The sequence below is a fragment of the Phenylobacterium sp. LH3H17 genome, assembly GCF_024298925.1.
In the GTDB taxonomy this organism is placed as follows: Bacteria; Pseudomonadota; Alphaproteobacteria; order Caulobacterales; family Caulobacteraceae; genus Phenylobacterium.
This window is the reverse complement of the sequence record NZ_CP101283.1, coordinates 3327483-3345279: the sequence shown is the minus strand read 5'-3', so window position 1 is coordinate 3345279 and position 17797 is coordinate 3327483. Positions and strand designations below refer to the sequence as shown.

General features: G+C 67.4%; 14 protein-coding genes. 8 read left to right on the top strand and 6 right to left on the bottom strand.

Annotated features, from left to right (window positions below; all coding sequences use genetic code 11):
* Positions 1 to 15: 15 nt before the first annotated feature.
* A complete protein-coding gene (locus M9M90_RS16405) occupies positions 16 to 2316 on the top strand; it encodes a long-chain-fatty-acid--CoA ligase (RefSeq protein WP_254834313.1) in 2301 nt (766 codons plus the stop codon).
* Here the strand turns inward: M9M90_RS16405 and M9M90_RS16400 are convergent.
* Positions 2298 to 3197 (bottom strand): MBL fold metallo-hydrolase, encoded by a 900-nt coding sequence (locus tag M9M90_RS16400; RefSeq protein WP_254834312.1) that lies wholly within the window; start codon positions 3195 to 3197, stop codon positions 2298 to 2300. The two genes, M9M90_RS16405 and M9M90_RS16400, sit on opposite strands and share 19 nt — an antisense overlap.
* 61 nt (positions 3198 to 3258) lie before the next feature.
* Here M9M90_RS16400 and M9M90_RS16395 point away from each other — a divergent pair, with 61 nt between their 5' ends.
* Positions 3259 to 3405 (top strand): hypothetical protein, encoded by a 147-nt coding sequence (locus tag M9M90_RS16395; RefSeq protein WP_254834311.1) that lies wholly within the window; start codon positions 3259 to 3261, stop codon positions 3403 to 3405.
* Here M9M90_RS16395 and M9M90_RS16390 read toward each other — a convergent pair.
* Positions 3402 to 3812 (bottom strand): TIGR01244 family sulfur transferase, encoded by a 411-nt coding sequence (locus M9M90_RS16390; RefSeq protein ID WP_254834310.1) that lies wholly within the window; start codon positions 3810 to 3812, stop codon positions 3402 to 3404. The two genes, M9M90_RS16395 and M9M90_RS16390, sit on opposite strands and share 4 nt — an antisense overlap.
* A gap of 108 nt (positions 3813 to 3920) precedes the next feature.
* Here M9M90_RS16390 and oppB point away from each other — a divergent pair, with 108 nt between their 5' ends.
* The 3 genes from oppB (at position 3921) to M9M90_RS16375 (ending at position 7086) form a co-directional block, all read left to right on the top strand.
* The gene (oppB, locus tag M9M90_RS16385) at positions 3921 to 4844 is read left to right on the top strand and encodes an oligopeptide ABC transporter permease OppB (RefSeq protein WP_254834309.1); all 924 of its coding nucleotides are present in this window, start codon (positions 3921 to 3923) and stop codon (positions 4842 to 4844) included.
* A complete protein-coding gene (locus M9M90_RS16380; protein WP_254834308.1) occupies positions 4841 to 5749 on the top strand; it encodes an ABC transporter permease in 909 nt (302 codons plus the stop codon). Before oppB ends, M9M90_RS16380 begins: the two co-directional genes overlap by 4 nt.
* A gap of 101 nt (positions 5750 to 5850) precedes the next feature.
* Complete coding sequence (locus M9M90_RS16375; protein ID WP_254834307.1) at positions 5851 to 7086, top strand: acyl-CoA dehydrogenase family protein; 1236 nt, start codon at positions 5851 to 5853, stop codon at positions 7084 to 7086.
* Between the two features lie 83 nt (positions 7087 to 7169).
* Here the strand turns inward: M9M90_RS16375 and M9M90_RS16370 are convergent, their stop codons facing one another.
* Positions 7170 to 7712: a hypothetical protein gene (locus M9M90_RS16370; RefSeq protein ID WP_254834306.1), complete on the bottom strand. Its 543-nt coding sequence runs from the start codon at positions 7710 to 7712 to the stop codon at positions 7170 to 7172.
* Positions 7713 to 7853: 141 nt separating this feature from the next.
* On the opposite strand from M9M90_RS16370, the gene M9M90_RS16365 reads away from it, so the two are divergent.
* Both M9M90_RS16365 and M9M90_RS16360 read left to right on the top strand, forming a co-directional pair.
* Positions 7854 to 9398, top strand: coding sequence for a peptide ABC transporter substrate-binding protein (locus tag M9M90_RS16365; RefSeq protein ID WP_254834305.1), 1545 nt, complete (start codon positions 7854 to 7856; stop codon positions 9396 to 9398).
* A 217-nt stretch (positions 9399 to 9615) separates the two neighbouring features.
* Positions 9616 to 12708 carry a TonB-dependent receptor domain-containing protein gene (locus M9M90_RS16360; RefSeq protein WP_254834304.1) on the top strand — a complete coding sequence of 1031 codons (3093 nt, stop codon included), beginning with the start codon at positions 9616 to 9618 and terminating at the stop codon, positions 12706 to 12708.
* Between the two features lie 120 nt (positions 12709 to 12828).
* On the opposite strand, the gene M9M90_RS16355 is transcribed toward M9M90_RS16360, so the two are convergent.
* Together M9M90_RS16355 and M9M90_RS16350 are read right to left on the bottom strand one after the other, a co-directional pair.
* Positions 12829 to 13620: a hypothetical protein gene (locus tag M9M90_RS16355; RefSeq protein ID WP_254834303.1), complete on the bottom strand. Its 792-nt coding sequence runs from the start codon at positions 13618 to 13620 to the stop codon at positions 12829 to 12831.
* Between the two features lie 63 nt (positions 13621 to 13683).
* Positions 13684 to 14865: a 2OG-Fe(II) oxygenase gene (locus M9M90_RS16350; RefSeq protein ID WP_254834302.1), complete on the bottom strand. Its 1182-nt coding sequence runs from the start codon at positions 14863 to 14865 to the stop codon at positions 13684 to 13686.
* A 121-nt stretch (positions 14866 to 14986) separates the two neighbouring features.
* Between M9M90_RS16350 and M9M90_RS16345 the strand changes: the two genes are divergently transcribed.
* The gene (locus tag M9M90_RS16345) at positions 14987 to 16021 is read left to right on the top strand and encodes a retroviral-like aspartic protease family protein (protein WP_254834301.1); all 1035 of its coding nucleotides are present in this window, start codon (positions 14987 to 14989) and stop codon (positions 16019 to 16021) included.
* Here the strand turns inward: M9M90_RS16345 and sppA are convergent.
* Complete coding sequence (gene sppA, locus M9M90_RS16340; protein ID WP_254834300.1) at positions 16018 to 17790, bottom strand: signal peptide peptidase SppA; 1773 nt, start codon at positions 17788 to 17790, stop codon at positions 16018 to 16020. The genes M9M90_RS16345 and sppA overlap by 4 nt on opposite strands.
* Positions 17791 to 17797: the final 7 nt, after the last annotated feature.

Genomic DNA, 17797 nt, shown 5'->3' with positions numbered 1-17797 from the left:
CTGGGAGGAGACTATATGCAAGGGTTGATGCAGGACTGGCCGCTGACGGTCGACAAGATCATCGACCACGCCAAGGCCTGGCACGGCGGCCGGGAGGTCGTCAGCCGCTCGGTCGAGGGGCCGATCGTCCGCACCACCTATGCGCAGATCCACGCCCGCGCCCAGCGGGTGTCCAACGCCTTGCTGGCGCTTGGCGTCCAGCCCGGCGACCGGGTCGCGACGCTGGCCTGGAACACCGGACGCCACATCGAGGCCTGGTACGGGATCATGGGGATCGGGGCGGTCTGCCACACCCTCAACCCGCGCCTGTTCGCCGAACAGCTCTGCTACATCGTCAACCACGCCGAAGATAAGCTCATCTTCACCGACCTTACCTTCCTGCCGACGCTGCTGGAGAACCGTTCCAAGATGCCGACGGTGCAGCACATCGTGGTGCTGACCGATCCCGACCACATGCCCAAGGATTTCCCGGGCGCGCTCTGTTTCGAGACCCTGGTCGAGCAGGCCTCGGCCGACTGCGCCTGGGGCGGGTTCGACGAGAACACCGCCGCGGGGCTTTGCTACACGTCCGGGACCACCGGCAATCCCAAGGGCGTGCTCTATTCGCACCGCTCGAACTTCCTGCACACCCTGGTGACCATGGGGTCCGACGTCCTGGGCATCCGGGCCACCGACACCGTGCTGCCGGTTGTGCCGATGTTCCACGCCAACGCCTGGGGCCTGGCCTTCTCGGCGCCGGCCGTCGGCGCCAAGCTGGTCATGCCTGGCGGCAAGCTGGACGGCGCCTCTGTGCACGAACTGCTGGAGACCGAGGGGGTCACCTACTCGGCGGCCGTGCCGACGGTCTGGCAGATGCTGCTGACCCACCTGCGGGCCACCAAGGGCCAGATCACCACCCTGAAGCGCGTCGTGATCGGCGGTTCGGCGGTGCCCGAGGCCATCGTCCGCGGCTTCCGCGACGAATATGGCGTCGATGTCACCCACGCCTGGGGCATGACCGAGACCTCGCCGTTGGGCACCCAGGCGACGCCCAACGCCGCCATCGGCGCGATGGATCCCGAGCAGCAGTTGCAGTTCAAATTGAAACAGGGCCGGGCGCCGCTGGGTATCCAGCTCAAGCTGGTCGACGACGCGGAGAAGGACCTGCCGCACGACGGTCACACCTTCGGGCGGCTCAAGGTCGCGGGCCCCTTCGTGGTCGGCGAGTACTTCAAGGGCGAGGGCGGCAAGATCCTCGACGCCGACGGTTATTTCGACACCGGCGACGTGGCGACCCTCGACGAGCATGGCTTCATGCAGATCACCGACCGGGCCAAGGACGTGATCAAGTCGGGCGGAGAGTGGATCTCGTCCATCGAGATCGAGAACATCGCCGCGGGCCATCCGAAGGCCGAGCTGGCCGCGGTGATCGGCGTGGCCCATCCCAAGTGGGACGAGCGACCCCTGCTGCTGGTCAAGCTGAACGCGGGGGAGACCGCCACCAGGCAGGAATTCCTCGACTACCTGGAGGGCAAGATCGCCAAGTGGTGGACGCCCGACGACGTGGTCTTCGTCAACGACATCCCGCTGGGCGCCACCGGCAAGATCGACAAGAAGCTGATCCGCGACCGGATGAAGGACTATGTCCTGCCGACCGCCGCCGCCGCGAGCGCGCCCGCCGTGGCCCTGGCCGCGCCGGCCGAGCCGAAGATTTACGCCCCGGAGCCGGGGCCGCCGACCGCGCCGAACCTGGAAGCCGAGAGCCTGGACTGGACCCCGAACGCCGCCCAGCGGATCGAACCCAGGCCGGAACCCGTGGTGGCGGCCTTCCCCGCCACGTCGGAAACCAAGGCCGAGGAGGCCCCGGCGGACGCCCAGGTCCCTTTTCCCGCTGAGCCGGCGACGAGCGCCGGCCCCGAGGCCGACCTACCGCCGGCCGAGGGCGTGATCACCCCGTCGATGTTCACCGCCGCGCCGCCCGCCGGCCGAAAGGTGTCGCCGGGCCGCGCCCGGTTCGCCGATCTCTATCTGAAGCTGGCGGCCATCGTGGCGATCACCCCGGCCGCCATGGTCGGGGTCGCGTTCCTGGGGGTGCAACTCAACCTGCTGGACCGGGCGGCATTCGTGCGGCTGGCGTTGGACCTGGCGCCGCAGGTGGCGCTGATCAGCGTCGCCACCGGGGTCGCTGGCCTTGCCGTGGCGCTGGCGGCCGGCTTCAACCGCTTCTGGCTGCGCGGCCTCATCGTGCTGTCGATCAGCGCCGCGACGTTGGGGGCCTATGTGGTGGCCCGCTCGGCCGGCGGCCAGGCGCCGGTGGTTCAGTCCGCGAGCCGGTAGTCGCTGTCGAGGCCGGCCTCGCCGTCGGCGGTCACAAGGCCCCGGCGGACCAGATCGATCATGTGGCCCAGGACCGAACGCGCGGCCGCCGGCCACAGTCGCTTGTCGACCGCGGCGTAGAGCACCGGCACCATGTCCTTGATCCGCCCGTGTCCCTCGGCCACAGCGGCCAGCACCTGGGCCTCGCGCGCCCGGCGGTGGGCGATATAGGCGTCGACGAAGGGCGTCACCTCGGTGACCGGCGGGCCATGGGTCGGCCACAGGGTCGCAAAGCCGCGCGCCCTCACCAGGTCAAGGCTCTCCATGTAGTCGGTCATGTCGCCGTCGGGCGGGGTGATCACGGTGGTCGACCAGCCCATGATGTGGTCGCCGGAGAACAGCGCGTTCTCCTCGTGCAGGGCGAAGCAGATGTGGTTGGAGGTGTGGCCCGGCGTGGCGATGGCCTCCAGGGTCCAGTTGGGACCCTTCAGCACCGCGCCGCCGCCGCACAGGCTGATGTCGGGGGAAAAGCCGTAGTCGGCCCCAGCCTCGGTCTTGATGGTCGATTCCTCGGCCTGGACGCCTACCGCGCAGCCGTAGATCGGCGCGCCGGTCTTCTCCTGCAGAGGCCTGGCGAGCGGCGAGTGGTCGGAGTGGTGATGGGTGACCAGGATATGGCTGACCGTCTCGCCGGGCTGCAGCGCCGCCAGGATCGCGTCGAGATGCGCGGGCAGGTCGGGACCCGGGTCGATCACCGCAACCTCGCCCTGGCCCACGATATAGGTTCCGGTGCCGAGGAAGGTGAAGGGGCCGGGATTGTTGGCCACCACCCGGCGGATCAGCGGCGAGACCTGGTCGCAGGCGCCGTAGTCGAAGGTGATGTCGCGCACATAGGGAATCATCGGTCAGCTCCGGCGCCGGTCTTGCCTCGACACCCCTGGTAAGCAGTCCAGCGAGGGCGCGATGGCGGCTGATGCGGCGATCTTTGTTTCAAAACGGCTTCAGCGCGCGGCCTTCGCCCTGTTGTGTATCCTTGCGGCGCAGATGGTGCTGGCCGTGGCCGGCCACCAGCCCGAGCCGGTCGCCGCCCGCATTGAGCTGCCGCGCTAGCGCGGGAAGGCCCCCGCGAGGTCGTAGCCCGCCTGGGCGCCCAGTTCGACCAACTCGTCACGGGTCCGGGCGTCGGCCTGGAACTCGCCCAGCGACCAGGTGACGATCGAGCGGGTCCCCGAGCGGCAGAAGGCCAGCACCGGCCCGTCGGCCTGCTCCACGGCGAGACGATTGGCCTCCACCTGATCCGGGGTCGGCCCGCCCCGCACCGGGATGTGCGCATAATCCAGGCCGAGCGCCCGCGCCGCGGCCTCGACCTCGGCGCTGGTCGGCTGCGACGGGTCTTCCCCGTCGGGCCGGTTGTTGATCACCAGCTTGAACCCCTCGGACTTGGCCCTGGCCAGATCGTCGAGCGCGATCTGGGGGCTGACGGAAAGGTTGTCGGTGACGCGTCGGAATTCGGTCATTTGCACTGCCAAGCTTCGAATTAGGGGCCCTTCGTTGACATCATCGGGGCCCGGTGGAAGTTTCGCAACGCCCGGCCGTCGAAAGGCCTCACCTCGAGCCTCTGCCAGATGTTGCGTTTCATAGGCCGCCGCCTGCTCGTGGCCATCCCGACGCTGTTCCTCGTCGTCACCGTGGCCTTCTTCATGATGCGCGCCGCGCCGGGCAGCCCCTTCGACATGGATCGCAAGCTGTCGCCCGAGATCGAGCGCAACGTCATGGCCAAGTACGGCATGGATAAGCCGCTTTCCGAACAATACTTCAACTATATCAAGGATGTGGCTCGCGGCGATTTTGGCCCCTCGCTGAAGTACAAGGACAAGACCGTCCTGCAGATCCTCCAGGAGAACTACAAGGTCAGCCTGACGCTCGGCCTCTCCGCCATCGTCATCGCCGGGATCTTGGGCGTCACCCTGGGGGTGCTGGCGGCCCTGCGGCAGAACGGGACCATCGACTACGGCGTCATGGCCATCGCCATCGTCGGCGTCTGCATCCCGTCCTTCGTCACCGCGCCGCTGCTGGTGCTGCTGTTCGGGTCCAAGCTGCAGATCCTGCCCTCCGGAGGCTGGAACGACGGGGCGCTGGCCAATCTGATCCTGCCGATCACGGTCCTGGCCCTGCCGCAGATCGCCATCATCTCGCGCCTGACCCGCGCGGGGATGATCGAGGTGCTGCGTTCCAACTATGTCAGAACCGCGCGCGCCAAGGGCCTGCCGGAGCATCGCATCGTGCTGAAGCACGCCCTGCGCGCGGCGATCCTGCCCCTGGTGAGCTATCTGGGCCCGGCCTGCGCGGGCCTGCTGACCGGATCGCTGGTGGTGGAGAAGATTTTCAACCTGCCGGGCCTGGGGAAGTTCTTCGTCATCTCCGCCCTGCAGCGCGACTACACGGTGGTGATGGGCATGGTGATCTTCTACGCCGCGCTCATCCTGGTGCTGAACCTGATCGCCGACCTGCTCTACGCCCTGCTGGATCCGCGGGTGCGGCTGTCATGAGCGGTCCGGTCCTGGCGCCCGGCTCGCGGGCCGGCGCAGCGCTGATGGAGAAGGCGGTCAAGGGCCGCAGCCTGTGGGACGACGCCGGACGCCGCCTGCTGCGAAACGGTGCGGCGGTCACCGGCATCATCGTCCTGCTGCTGCTGGTGCTGATCGCGGTTATCGGCCCGGCCTTCGTCCCGTTCAGCTACGACCAGATCAACAAGAACGACGTCTGGGCCCCGCCGCTCACCGCGGGTCATCTGCTGGGCGCGGACTCGCTCGGCCGCGACCTCCTGGCCCGGTTGCTCATGGGGTTGCGGGTCTCCCTCGCCATCGGCCTGGTGGCGACCATGGTTTCCCTGGTGATCGGGATCATCTGGGGCGCGGTGGCAGGCTTCGTCGGAGGACCTCTCGACGAGCTGATGATGCGGGTCGTCGACATCCTCTATTCGCTGCCCTTCATCTTCTTCGTCATCCTGTTGATGGTGACCTTCGGCTCCAACATCATCCTGATCTTCGTGGCCATCGGCGCGGTGGAATGGCTGACCATGAGCCGCATCGTGCGCGGCCAGACGCTGGGCCTGAAGCACAAGGAGTTCGTCGAGGCCGCCCGCGCCGCCGGCCTGACCCAAGGGGCGATCATCGCCAAGCACATCGTGCCCAACCTGCTGGGGCCGGTGGTGGTCTACGTGACCCTGACCATCCCGGCGGTGATCCTGGCCGAGAGCTTCCTGTCGTTTCTGGGTCTGGGCGTGCAGCCGCCGATGGCCTCGCTGGGCACCCTGATCGCCGGCGGGGCTCAGGACATGGAGCTGGCGCCCTGGCTGCTGATCTTCCCGTCCCTGACCATGGTGCTCACCCTCATGAGCTTCAACTTCATCGGCGACGGCCTGCGCGACGCTATCGATCCGAAGGACCGCTGAGCGGACCGTAATTTCGAACAAATGTTCGAATCGACTTGCCTCTCCCTCCGGAAAGGATCGAGGCTGTGAGCCAACAAGAAGCACACAGCGGAGGACACCGAATGGCTATCGATTTCGACATTCCCGAAGACGCCAAGGCGATCCGCCTCAAGGTCCGCCAATGGGTGGAGGATGAATGCATCCCCGCCGAGAAGAAGCTGAAGGACAAGGAGTCCTACAAGACCGTCCTGGCCGAACTGCGCACCAAGGCCCGCGCGCAGGGCCTGTGGCTTCCCTTCATCCCCAAGGAATACGGCGGCATGGGCCTGGGCCCGCTGGCCAACGCCCTGGTGCAGATGGAGTTGGGACGCAGCCATCTGGGCGCGCTGTCGATGAACAGCCAGGGCCCGGACGACGCCACCATGCTGACCCTGCTGGCGCACGGCACCGAGCACCAGAAGGAGAAGTTCCTCAAGCCGCTCTTGGCCGGCGACAAGCGCGTCTGCTACTCGATGACCGAGAAGGCCGCCGGCGCCGACGCCACGGGCATGCGCACCACCGCGGTCAAGGACGGCAACGAGAACTACATCCTCAACGGCGAGAAGTGGTTCTCCTCGGCCGCCAGCGCCGCCGACCTGGCCGTGGTCATGGCCCGCACCGATCCCGACGCGCCGCGCCACCAGCAGTTCTCGACCTTCATCGTCGAGCTGCCGAACCCCGGCTACAAGATCAAGCGCGACATCAAGACCATGGCCGTGGAGAGCGAGCTCGGCCACATCATGGGGGGCGGCCACTCCGAGATCGAGATCAAGGACCTGGTCATCCCGGCCGAGAACCTGCTGGGCGGGGAGGGGCGCGGCTTCGACATGGGCCAGCACCGCCTGGCCTACGGACGCTTGCGGCACGGCATGCACAATGTGGCCATGGCCCAGCGGGCGCTCGACATGGCCGCGGCCCACGTCACCAAGCGCGAGACCTTCGGCAAGCCGCTGCACGAGCGGCAGGGCGTCCAGTTCATGTTGGCCGAGTGCGCCAGTGAGCTCTACATGGCCCGGCTGATGCTGCTGCACATCGCCTACAAGGCCGAGAAGGGGATGGACCTCCGTCAGGAGAACTCCATCGCCAAGGTCTTCCTGGCTCACATGGTCCACAAGGTGGTCGACACCGCGATCCAGCTGCATGGTGCGCTGGGCTACAGCCAGGATACGCCCCTGGCCTCCTGGTACACCCACATCCGCTCGCAACGCCTGGTCGACGGGCCGGACGAGGTCCACAAGTGGACGGTCGGCCGCAACGTGATCAAGGCCTACCAGCAGCACGGCACCACGGCCTCGGCCGCGGGCGGCGACCTGCTGTAACTGGAGAGCGGCTTCCGATCCTCCTCTCCACCCGTCTTCCGGGGGAGAGGAGGCGATAGCTCGGCGGCGGGTGAAGCCTGGCCCTACTTCACGCGGCGGGCGCGCACGGCGCGTTGGCCGTCGGACTTGAGGAAGTAGGAGCCCATGGCCGCCTTGCGGATCTCGACCTTGGAGCCCTTGTCCGGCTGGCGGCCGAGGGTTTCGTTGTCGGTCTGGGCCCAGACGGCGCCGCCTTCCAGCTCGAAGATCCACTTGCCGTCGCCACCGCGATAGGCGCGATCGGCCACGCTGGCCAAGCTATCGACCTCCTCCGGCTTCTCGGTCCGCTCGAACATGGCCAGGCTGGGCATGTTGAAGCCGAAGGCCTGGCGGCGGACCGACTTGGCCTGTTCGCGGTCGACCACCACGATGTCGCCCTTCTGCTCGGCGCCGGCCAGCGCCCCCACCGCGGCGTCGTAGCAGGCCAGGCGCTCGGCGCCGTCAGCCTTGGCCTTGCAGTCCAGCAGGCTCTGGAACTGAGCGGCGCGGCCCTCGGGCTTGGGCTGCGCGGAAAGCGGCGTCGCGGCCAGGCCCAACAGCACCAGACCCAGGGCGGCCAGCTTTGTACGTGTGGAAAAATATGTCATCCGTGACCCATGAGTTCGATGTTCCGCATTGATAGGGCGCTCCCGGCGCTGGGCAAGCTGCTCTTGGCGGGTTTGGCGGCCATTTCGTTGGCCGCCTGCTCCCCCAAGGGGCCTTCCAGGCCGCCCTGTCCGCAGGGGGCGGTGTGCATAGAGGCCGGAAACGTCTCCGAGCCGGCGACCCTGGACCCGCACAAGTCCACCGGCACCTGGGAAGAGCGGATCATCTCCAGCCTGATCGTCGGTCTCACCGACGCCGACCCCAGCGGAAACGCCGTGCCCGCCATGGCCGAGCGCTGGGAGACCAGTTCTGACGGCCTGACCTGGACCTTCTATCTGCGCGACGCGACCTGGTCGGACGGCGTGCCGGTCACGGCCGACGACTTCGTCTTCTCCCTGCGCCGCATCCTCGATCCGAAGACCGCGTCGGAATATGCTTCGCTGCTCTATCTCATCAAGAACGCCCAGCCGGTGAACGAGGGCAAGGCGCCGCCGGAAGCCCTTGGCGTGCGCGCGGTCTCGCCCAAGGTGCTTGAGATCGTGCTGGCGCACCCGGCGCCCTACCTGCCGCAGCTCGCCAAGCACTACACCATGTTCCCGGTGCCCCGGCATGTGGTCGAGAAGCTGGGCGACGCCTGGATCAAGCCGGAGAACTACGTCTCAAACGGGCCCTATGTGGTCACCGCCTGGAAGCTGGGCGACTACGTCCAGCTGGAGAAGAACCCGCGCTTCTACGAGGCCGACAAGGTCTGCGTGGACCTGATCCGCTTCTATCCGACGTCCGACTCGACCATGGCCGAACGCCGCGTGCTGCGCGGCGAGCTCGACATGAACGCCGACATGCAGTCGAACCGCATCGCGTTCCTGCGCGAGAAGGCGCCAGACTATGTCCGGACCCACACCTATCTCGGAGTGACCTATCTGGCCTTCAGCGCCTCGGAACCGGCGTTCAAGGACAGGCGCGTCCGGCTGGCCCTGACCATGGCCATCGACCGTGAGTTCATCGTGAACAAGCTGTTCCGGGGGGGACAGACCGCGGCCTACACCTTCGTGCCGCCGGGCGTGGCCGGCTACGAACAGGCCAAGGCGCCGGCCTGGGCCGCCTGGCCGCTGGAACGGCGCCAGGCCGAGGCCCGGCGGCTGCTGGCGGAGGCGGGCTACGGGCCCAAGCGTCCGCTAAAGGTGGAGGTCAAGCACCGCAACACACCCGACCCCTCGCTCTACCTCCCCGCGGTCCAGGCCGACTGGAAGGCGATCGGCGTCGATGCGAGCCTGGTGCAGAACGAAGTCCAGATCGCCTACGCCGCCTATCGCGCCCGCGATTTCCAGGTGGCCGACGCCGCCTGGGTCGCCGACTACAACGACGCCATGAGCTTCCTCTATCTGCAGCAGTCGGCCACCGGTCCGCAGAACTATGGCGACTACAAGAACCCCGTCTACGACGCGCTACTGGCCAAGGCCGACGCCGAGCCGGACGCCAAGGTCAGGGCCGGCCACCTGGCGGAGGCCGAGGCGGTGATGCTGGCCGACGCTCCCATCGCGCCGATCTACTTCTACGTGAACAAGAACTTAGTGGCGCCGAAAGTGACCGGGTTTGTCGACAACATCGTCGACCAGCACCGCGCCCGTTACTGGTGTGTCGCCTCAAAGCCACCCAGCCCGGCGTCGGTCAGACCCCCGCAAGGGTAAATTTGTGCGCGCATTGTGGCCCAGAGCACATTCTGTGACCAGAATGCGACAGGTTGCCGTCCTTAACATTGCCGGGACGTAATGGGCGTTGACCCCCTACGGGTATGACTCGTAACTCCTGCGTAACCGAGCTCTCTTCGAGTCCGGGACCGTACCTTTTATGGGGAGCAGGTGCTGCGGGTCGTAACGACCGGCGGACCGCTGGAGGATCTAGACCTTGAAAATCAAAACCATGCGGGAACGCCTGCTGGCGTCTTCCATGATCTGTGGCGCGGCCTTTGTCGCCTTTTCGGCGACCGCCGCCTACGCCCAGGAAGAAGTCCAGGAAGTGGTCGTCACCGGCTCGCGCATCGTCCGTCAGGACTATGTCGCCAACAGCCCGATCGCGACCGTCACGGGCGACGCCGCTGTCGCCAACGCCGACATCACCCTCGACACCTATCTGAACACCCTGCCGCAGGTTAACCCGTCCGGCACCACCACCTCCAACAACCCCGGCAACGGTGGTCAGTCCAACATCGACCTTCGCGGCTTCGGCGCGAACCGTAACGTCATCCTCGTCGACGGCCGCCGTCCGATGGTGTCGGCCAACAACCTCACCGTCGACCTCAACACCATCCCGCAAGCCCTGGTCGACTCGATCGAAGTCATCACCGGCGGCGCGGGCTCGGCCTACGGCGCCGACGCCATCGCCGGCGCGGTGAACCTGAAGCTGAAGAACAACTTCGAAGGCATCGACATCCGGGCCGGGTACACGAACTCGACCGAGTTCTGGGACGCCGAGGAGTATCAATTCTCCGCGGCCATCGGCGGCAACTTCGCCGACGGCAAGGGCAACGCGGTGTTCGGCTTCGACCGTTCCTACCGTGAAGCGATGATCAAGTCGCAGCGTGCGTTCTCCCAGAACGCCACCTCGACCACCTCCTTCCTGCCGGAAGGCGCCCTGTTCTGGGCCGGCAGCAACGCTCCGACCAAGGCCGCCCTGGACACCATCTTCGCCGGCTACGGCGTGACCCCCGCCCAGACGACCCTGACCTCGGGCACCATCGGCTTCAACCTCGACGGCACCCTGTTCCACAAGGGTATCTTCAACAGTCCGATCAACGCCCAGAACTATCGCGGCCCGATCGACGGTACGGTGAACCAGTCGCTGTATCCGGACCTGTACAGCTACAACTTCGACTTCGTGAACATCCTGACGCTCCCGCTGGACCGTTACTCGTTCATGTTCAAGACGAACTACGAGCTGGACAACGGCATCGAGTTCTTCGCCCAAGCCGGCTGGACCGAGTACAACGCGACCACCGCGCTGGCCCCGACCCCGTTCCCGACGGTCAACACCCGCAACATCAGCACCGCGCGTCCGCAGGACGTCATCTCGTCGCTGATCACGCCCGGTCAGCAGATCGCCCAGCAACTGGTGATCCCGACCACGAACCCCTTCATCCCCGCTGACCTCCGCACCCTGCTGAACTCCCGGACCGGCGACGATCCGGCCCTGGCCGGTGCGGGCGCGACCGAACCCTTCCGCATGCGTCAGCGGTCGCTCGACCTCGGCCTGCGCCAGTCGGACTATGAGAACACGGTCGTCCAGTTCCTGGCCGGCGTGCGCGGCCCTCTGGGTGACACCGGCCTGACCTTCGAAGCCTCGATTTCCGAAGGCCGGACCGAGATCGACCAGACGCAAAGCGGTAACCTGAACACCCAGCGTCTTCAGGCCCTGGTCGAAGCGGCGGACGGCGGCGCCAGCCTCTGCGCCGGCGGCTTCAACATCTTCGGACGTCAGCCGATCTCGGCCGCCTGCCAAGAGTATCTTGAAGTCTCCACCACGCTTTCGACTTCGATGAAGCAACAGATCGGCCAAGCCTACATCACCGGCCCGGTCTTCGAACTGCCGGCCGGCGACCTGTCGATCGTGCTGGGCGCGGAATATCGCGGCTTCGAATACAGCTTCGATCCCGGCGCGGCCTCGGGCCCGATCTCGGGCTTCAACACCCAGGACCCGGACGAAGGCACCACCTCGTTCCGCGACGTGTTCGGCGAAATCCTGATCCCGCTCGTCAAGGACCAGGCCTACATCCAGAACCTGGAACTCAGCCTGGGCGCCCGCTACTCGGAATCCGAGTTCGCCGACAAGATCACCGGCAACGGCGTCGATGCTCGCGGTTCGTGGGCCTACAAGGGCGAGCTGGCCTGGACCGTCAACGATCAGCTGCGCGTCCGCACCTCCTACCAGCGCTCGGTGCGTGAACCGAACTTCAGCGAACTGTTCGCTGGCGGCGGCTCGGCTCCGCAGTACTTCGATCCCTGCTCGGTGACGTCGACGGCCCGCACGGGCGGTTCGGCCGCCCAGCTGGCGGCGCTCTGCCAATCGGCGGGCTTCAACGGCGGTGTGGCGGCCTCGGCCATCAGCACCTTCGTGCAGACCCCCGGCTCGCAGATCGGCGTCGACCTGCTCGGCAACACCGATCTCGATCCGGAAATCGGCAAGACCTTCACGATCGGCATGGTGTGGAAGTCGCCCTGGGAGAACCAGTGGCTCTCGCGCCTGCAAGGCTCGGTGGACTACTACAATATCAAGATCGACAAGGCGATCCTGACCCCCACCCCGAACCAGATCGTGGCGGCCTGCTACAACTACTACGGCACCAACTCGACCTACACGCCGACCAACGAAAACTGCGACGGCATCCTGCGCGTCGGCGGGGACATCCTCTGGGTGTACAACCCGGCCAGCGGCTATGCCGAGTTCAACGCGAGCAACGACGGCAGCCAGAAGTCCAGCGGTCTCGACTTCCAGATCGACTGGGGCTTCGACATGGCCTGGCTGGGCGCCTCCGATGACTGGGGTTCGGTGCGGATCAACGCGCTGCTCACTCACGTGATCGAGTTCAAGCAGCAGGATCCGATCAACGGCGTGCCGGAACTCGACTTCGCGGGCACCGTCTCCTACTTCGGGGCCGGCCTGGGCACGAGCTTCCCGGAATGGAAGGCCACCATCAACACCGAGTGGAACCTGTTCGAGGACTACAAGGTCAACGTCCGCGCCCGCTACATCGCGGCCATGGACAACCGCCTGAGCGTCGAGTTCCCGGGTGAACAGTCCTTCACCGGCACGGATGCGATCTGGTACTTCGACGCGTCCGGCACCTGGGCCGTCACCGACAATGTCGAACTGCGCCTCGGCGTGAACAACGTGTTCGACGAGCAGCCGGAAGAGTACGCTCCGAACGTGCAATCGGGCACCGATCCGTCGACCTACGACGTCGTCGGCCGCCGGGTGTTCGGCGCGATCAAGCTGCGCTTCTAAGCACGGCTGACGCCAAACGAATTGGGGGCGGCGGACTTCGGTCCGCCGCCCCTTTTTCGTGGCCGAAGATCGGCGATGTCGATTGTCTTCTCCCCGTGCGGGAGAAGGATCGGAGCGAACCTAGGCGTAGCCGAGCAGGGCGCGCAGGCCGGGAGCCGAGTGCTCCACCAGCTGCTTCTGAATGTCCGGCAGGGTTTCCGGCATGGTCTGGCCCACCGAGAGCGCCTCGCGTGACGTGGCGCTGTGCTTGCGGTCGGATCCGACCTTGACCCGCTCGCGCCAGTCACCGGTCAGCGCGATCCCGAACTTGCCGAGCAGGTCGGCGAAGAAGGCCTCCGCCGCCGGCGCGTCGAGGTCGCGCAGATGGGCGACGATGTCCTCGTAGCGCACCACATCCGCGCCGGTCCCCATCCAGGAGACGGCGTGGAAGGTGAAGACCTCGCGCAGGGCCGGGCTGCGGCCCGGAATCCCGAAGATCATCATGTTGAGCATCTGCTCGACGCTGACCGCGCCGCCTTTCAGGTGGTTCAGCTGTGGGTGGTTGAACTGGTCCGACAGGGTGAACCGCGCCCGGGCGAGCACATAGTCATGGGGATCGCGCACCAGGATCACGTGCCGCGCGTGCCTGAGCGCGATGATCGAGATGTCGGCGAACAGCATGTGGCCGACGCTGAACAGCGGGCGGTCCTTGGCCAGGGCCGGCATGTGCTGCTGCAGGTTCGGGATCTGGATGAACTCGCGGTCGTAGTGCTGCTCGACCGGCACGAACATGCGCACGATGTTGCGCAGCAGGTGGGTCCCGCACTTCGGCACGCCGTTCAGGAAGGCGGTCTGGCGCAAAGGCGTCTGGGCGAACCGCCGGACGTCCGGATTCAGGGTGTCGGGCCGGCTCATCACAACGGCGGCGGACATGGAGAGTCTCCTTCGACTGGCCGACATCGCTAGGCGGACGGCGTGCAACAGGCAATAGCGACCCTAGGGCTTCGCGGCCGCGGAGGGGCCCGGACGCAAGGCCTTGGTGCGGAACCACTTGGAGATGACCCACTTCTCGCCGCGGGTGGGAGGGGCGCCCATGTGCAGGGTTGCAGGATCGACCGCCCCGTCGGCCTTGACGCTGTCGAAGATCAGGGCCGAACCCCGGGGCGGCTTGAAGCTGAGTTCCAGGCGCGGGAACTCCGTGGCGCCGCCATCGAAGCCCTCGTTGAGATAGACCAGGACCGTACGCACCCGCTGTCCCCGCGCGGCCAGGTGCGCGGCGTTGGCGGGGGTGTCGGGGATGTAGTCCACGTGCGGCGCGTAGCGCTCGCCCGGCGCATAATGCAAGACGCCCAGGCCTTCGGCGTTCTCCGCGGGCATGCCGGCGGCAGCGGCGATCCGGCTGTTGACCAGTTCCAGAACGACATCGCTGTCGGCCAGGCCGAAGTTCATCACCCGGTTGGATCGAACGTCCTCGACGCTTTCGCCGCCAGCCTGGTTGACGACCATGCCCCGCTGCAGGGCCGGCTCGGCCATGGCCATGACGTAGTCGCAGACCCATCCGGGCAACAGGTCGGGGACGAGGGCGATCGCAGGCGAGGCGCGGACCTCCTCGCGGGGCAGGGGCCCCTCGAAGGCGGAGAGATCGACCGCGGCGCGGACCGCGGCCCAGTCGATGGCGCCGGCCGCAAACGGCTGGGAGCCCAGGGCGCGCCTCGCGGGTTCGGAGCCCGCCGCGGCGGCGCTGGCCAGCACGGTTCGCGCCAGGGCGGCGTTGGGGCCGGAGAGGCCGACCAGCAGTCCGAGCTGGCAGGCGGCCTGGGCGTCGCCTGCCGTGGCGGCCTGGGTCAGCCATCCCAGGGCGCGGGCCACGTCGCGCGGCGCGCCGATCCCCCCGGCGTCGATCACCGCGGCCAGGCTCAGGCCGAGCGGGTCGCCCGCCTGGGCGGCGGCGGCGACCCGCGCCACGCCCTCCTGGCTGTTCTGGGGCAGCTTGAAGCCCACCAATTGCCAGAGGCCGAGCTTGGCGTGGGCGGCGGGAAATCCGCTCTTGGCCGCCTTAACCCACCAGGTCAGGGCCTCGTCGATTCGGCCCATCTGTTCCAGCGCCTGGGCCAGGAGGTCTTGCGAGGCCGCGTCGCCGGCCTGGGCGGCGGCCTGGACCTGTTCGAAGGTTTTCATCGCATCCTTCTACAGCCTGGGCTCCGCCGCGAAAACCGACGCGTGGGGCGTGGCCGGCCCGGTGTTTTCGTTTTGCGGGTCAAAATCGCCGTGGCATGTCGGGATCGGGGGGAAGGCGCAGGTGAAAGTGACTTGGACTCGCAGACGCGCGGTCACGGTGATCGGCGCCAGCCTGGCGACGGCCGGATGCGCCGCCACGGCGTCGCATGTCGGCCCGCCGATCCTGGTCAACCTGGCCGACCCGGCGCCGAGCGACGACACCGCCGCCCTGGGCTCGGCGTCGGACGTGGCCAGCCGGATGACCGCGCCGGTCTTCATCAACGGCCAGGGACCGTTCGACTTCGTGGTCGACACCGGCGCCAACCGCACCGTCATCTCGCGCGAACTGTCCCAGCAACTGCGGCTGCCGTCGGCGGGAAAGGCTCAGATCCATGGAATCGCCGGGGTAGAGCCCTCCGAGACCGCCATGATCGATCGCCTGGACGTGGGAAAGGTGTCGTCCCGGCGCCTGCGGGCGCCGACACTGGACCGCGCGCGCCTGGGCGCCGACGGCCTGATGGGGGTCGACGTGCTGAAAAACCGGCGGGTCGCCATGGACTTCAAGCGCAACTTCCTGACCATCAGCAAGGCTGACGACATCAGCTTCCGCACGCGCCAGAACGTCTCCGACAGCCGGTTGCGCGACAACGCGGCGGACGAAGCCGCCATCGACAATGTGGTCATTGTCCCCGCGCGCTATCGGTTCGGCCAGCTGATCATCATCGACGCCGACCTGGGCGGGGTGCCGGTGACCGCCTTCCTGGACTCCGGATCGCAGAACACGGTCGGCAACCTGAAGCTCTACGAGCAGCTCCGGTCCACGCCGATGGGCCTGACGGCCCAGGTCTCGGTGGTCGAGCTGATCAGCGCCACGGGCCAGCGGGCGCGCGGGGAGCTCTCCTCGGTGCCGCCGTTGCGGATGGGTGGCCTGAGCATCGGCAACCTGTCGGCGGTGTTCGCGGACCTGCACATCTTCAAGCTCTGGGACCTGAGCGATCGTCCGGCGATCCTGGTGGGGATCGACGTCATGCGCCATTTCGAGGCGATCGAACTCGACTTCGGCAATCGCCGGGTGCTGTTCCGCACCCCGCCCAAGACCCTTCGCCGGATCGGTTAGTTCACCGGCGTCGGAGCCAGGACCATGGCGCCGGAACCGCGCATCCGCTCGGCGGCCATCTGGTCCAGCAGGCCCTTGGCGCGCGGATCGCCCAGGATCCAGGCCGCGGCCGCCAGGGTTCGGACCGAGGTCGCTGAGACGCCCAGCGCGCTCTCCAGCGCCTCGAACGGCGAGACGGACGCAGTCATGCGCTTCAGCCGCACGTCGCCCTTCAGGCCGGCGAGGCTCTTGGCCTTGTCCACCGCCTGGTAGAAGCCGCCCACCTCGTCGACCAGTCCGAGTTCGCGCGCCTGGGCGCCGGTCCAGACCCGGCCCTTGGCGACCTCGCCCACCCGCTCGGGCGACAATTTGCGACCATCGGCGACCCGGGCGATGAAGTTGGCGTAGATGCGGTCCATCCAGCCGGCGAAGGCGGCGCGCTGGACCGGGGTGAGCTCGGATCCCAGGCCGAAGGTCGCGGCATACTCGCTCCCGACGCCCAAATGGCGCACATCGACCCCGAACCGACCCAGGGCCTCGCCGACCGCGAACTTGCCGCCGAACACACCGATGGAGCCGGTGAGCGTGGTCGGCTGGGCGACGATGGCCGAGGCCTGGCTCGAGACCCAATAGCCGCCGGAGGCCGCATAGGTCCCCATGGATACCACCACCGGCTTCTTGGCCGCCTTGGCGGCGCGCACGGCGGCGAGGATCTGTTCCGAGGCGGTGTCCGAGCCGCCGGGGGAGGAGACGCGGAAGACGATGGCCTTCACGTCCTTGTCCTCGATGGCGTCGTACAGCGCCTCGGAGATGTCGTCTGAGTGCATGGCCGAGCCGCCGGCGAACGGGTTGGCCGTACCGTCATGGCCGGTCACGATGGCGCCCTCGCCCTCCACGATGGCGATCGCCGGGCCGGTTCCCCTCTCGTGATCGCGACCGCGCATGTACTTCTCGAAATCGATCAGTTCGGCGCCTTTGCCGGCCTTGGCCAGGGCGGCGGTCTCGGCCTCCTTCACCTGGCCGACCCTGTCGATCAGCTTCAGTTTGATGGCGTCCTCAGCCAGATAGGGTCCGGCCTCCATCGTGGCGCGCAGGCGTCCGGCGTCAGCCTTGCGGTCGAGGGCGGCGGTGGCGAGCGCGCTGGAGTAAACCGAGCCCATCCAGGAGAGCGTGCTCTCCCGGTGGGCGGGCGTGTAGTCGCTGTAGAGGTAGGGATTGACCGCGTTCTTGTACTCGTGGCGCTGCTCGTACTGCGGCTTGACCCCATACTTGTCGAAGGCGCGCTTGAGGAAGATGTCCTCGCCGGACAGGCCCACCACCTGGAACGAGGCGCCGGGCTGCATCCACAGCTCGTCGGCCGAGGCGCCCAGCATATAGGTCGAGGAGACCACGCCGGAGGGATAGAGCCCCTGGCTGTGGGCGATCACGGACTTGCCGCTGGCGCGGAATTTCTTGATCGCCAGCCGGATCTCGTCGGCGGCGGCCGGCGCCATCCCGCCCTCGGGCAGACGGACCAGGACGCCCTTGACCTTGCCGTCCTTGCCGGCCCGATCGAGGGTCTCGATCACCGACATGACCGACATCGAACGGCGGCCCAGGCTGGCGAAGGGATTGATCGGATCCTGATCGGTCAGGGGATCGCGCAGGTCGAGTTGCAGCACCGCGTGGGCCGGGGTGGGCGTCGGCTTGGCGGCCCCGGCGGCCATGACGATCAGCAGGAAGGGCACGCCAACCAGGAAAAGCACCAGGCCCGCAAAGACGCCGGCCGTGGTGATGAGGAATTGCTTCATGTGATCC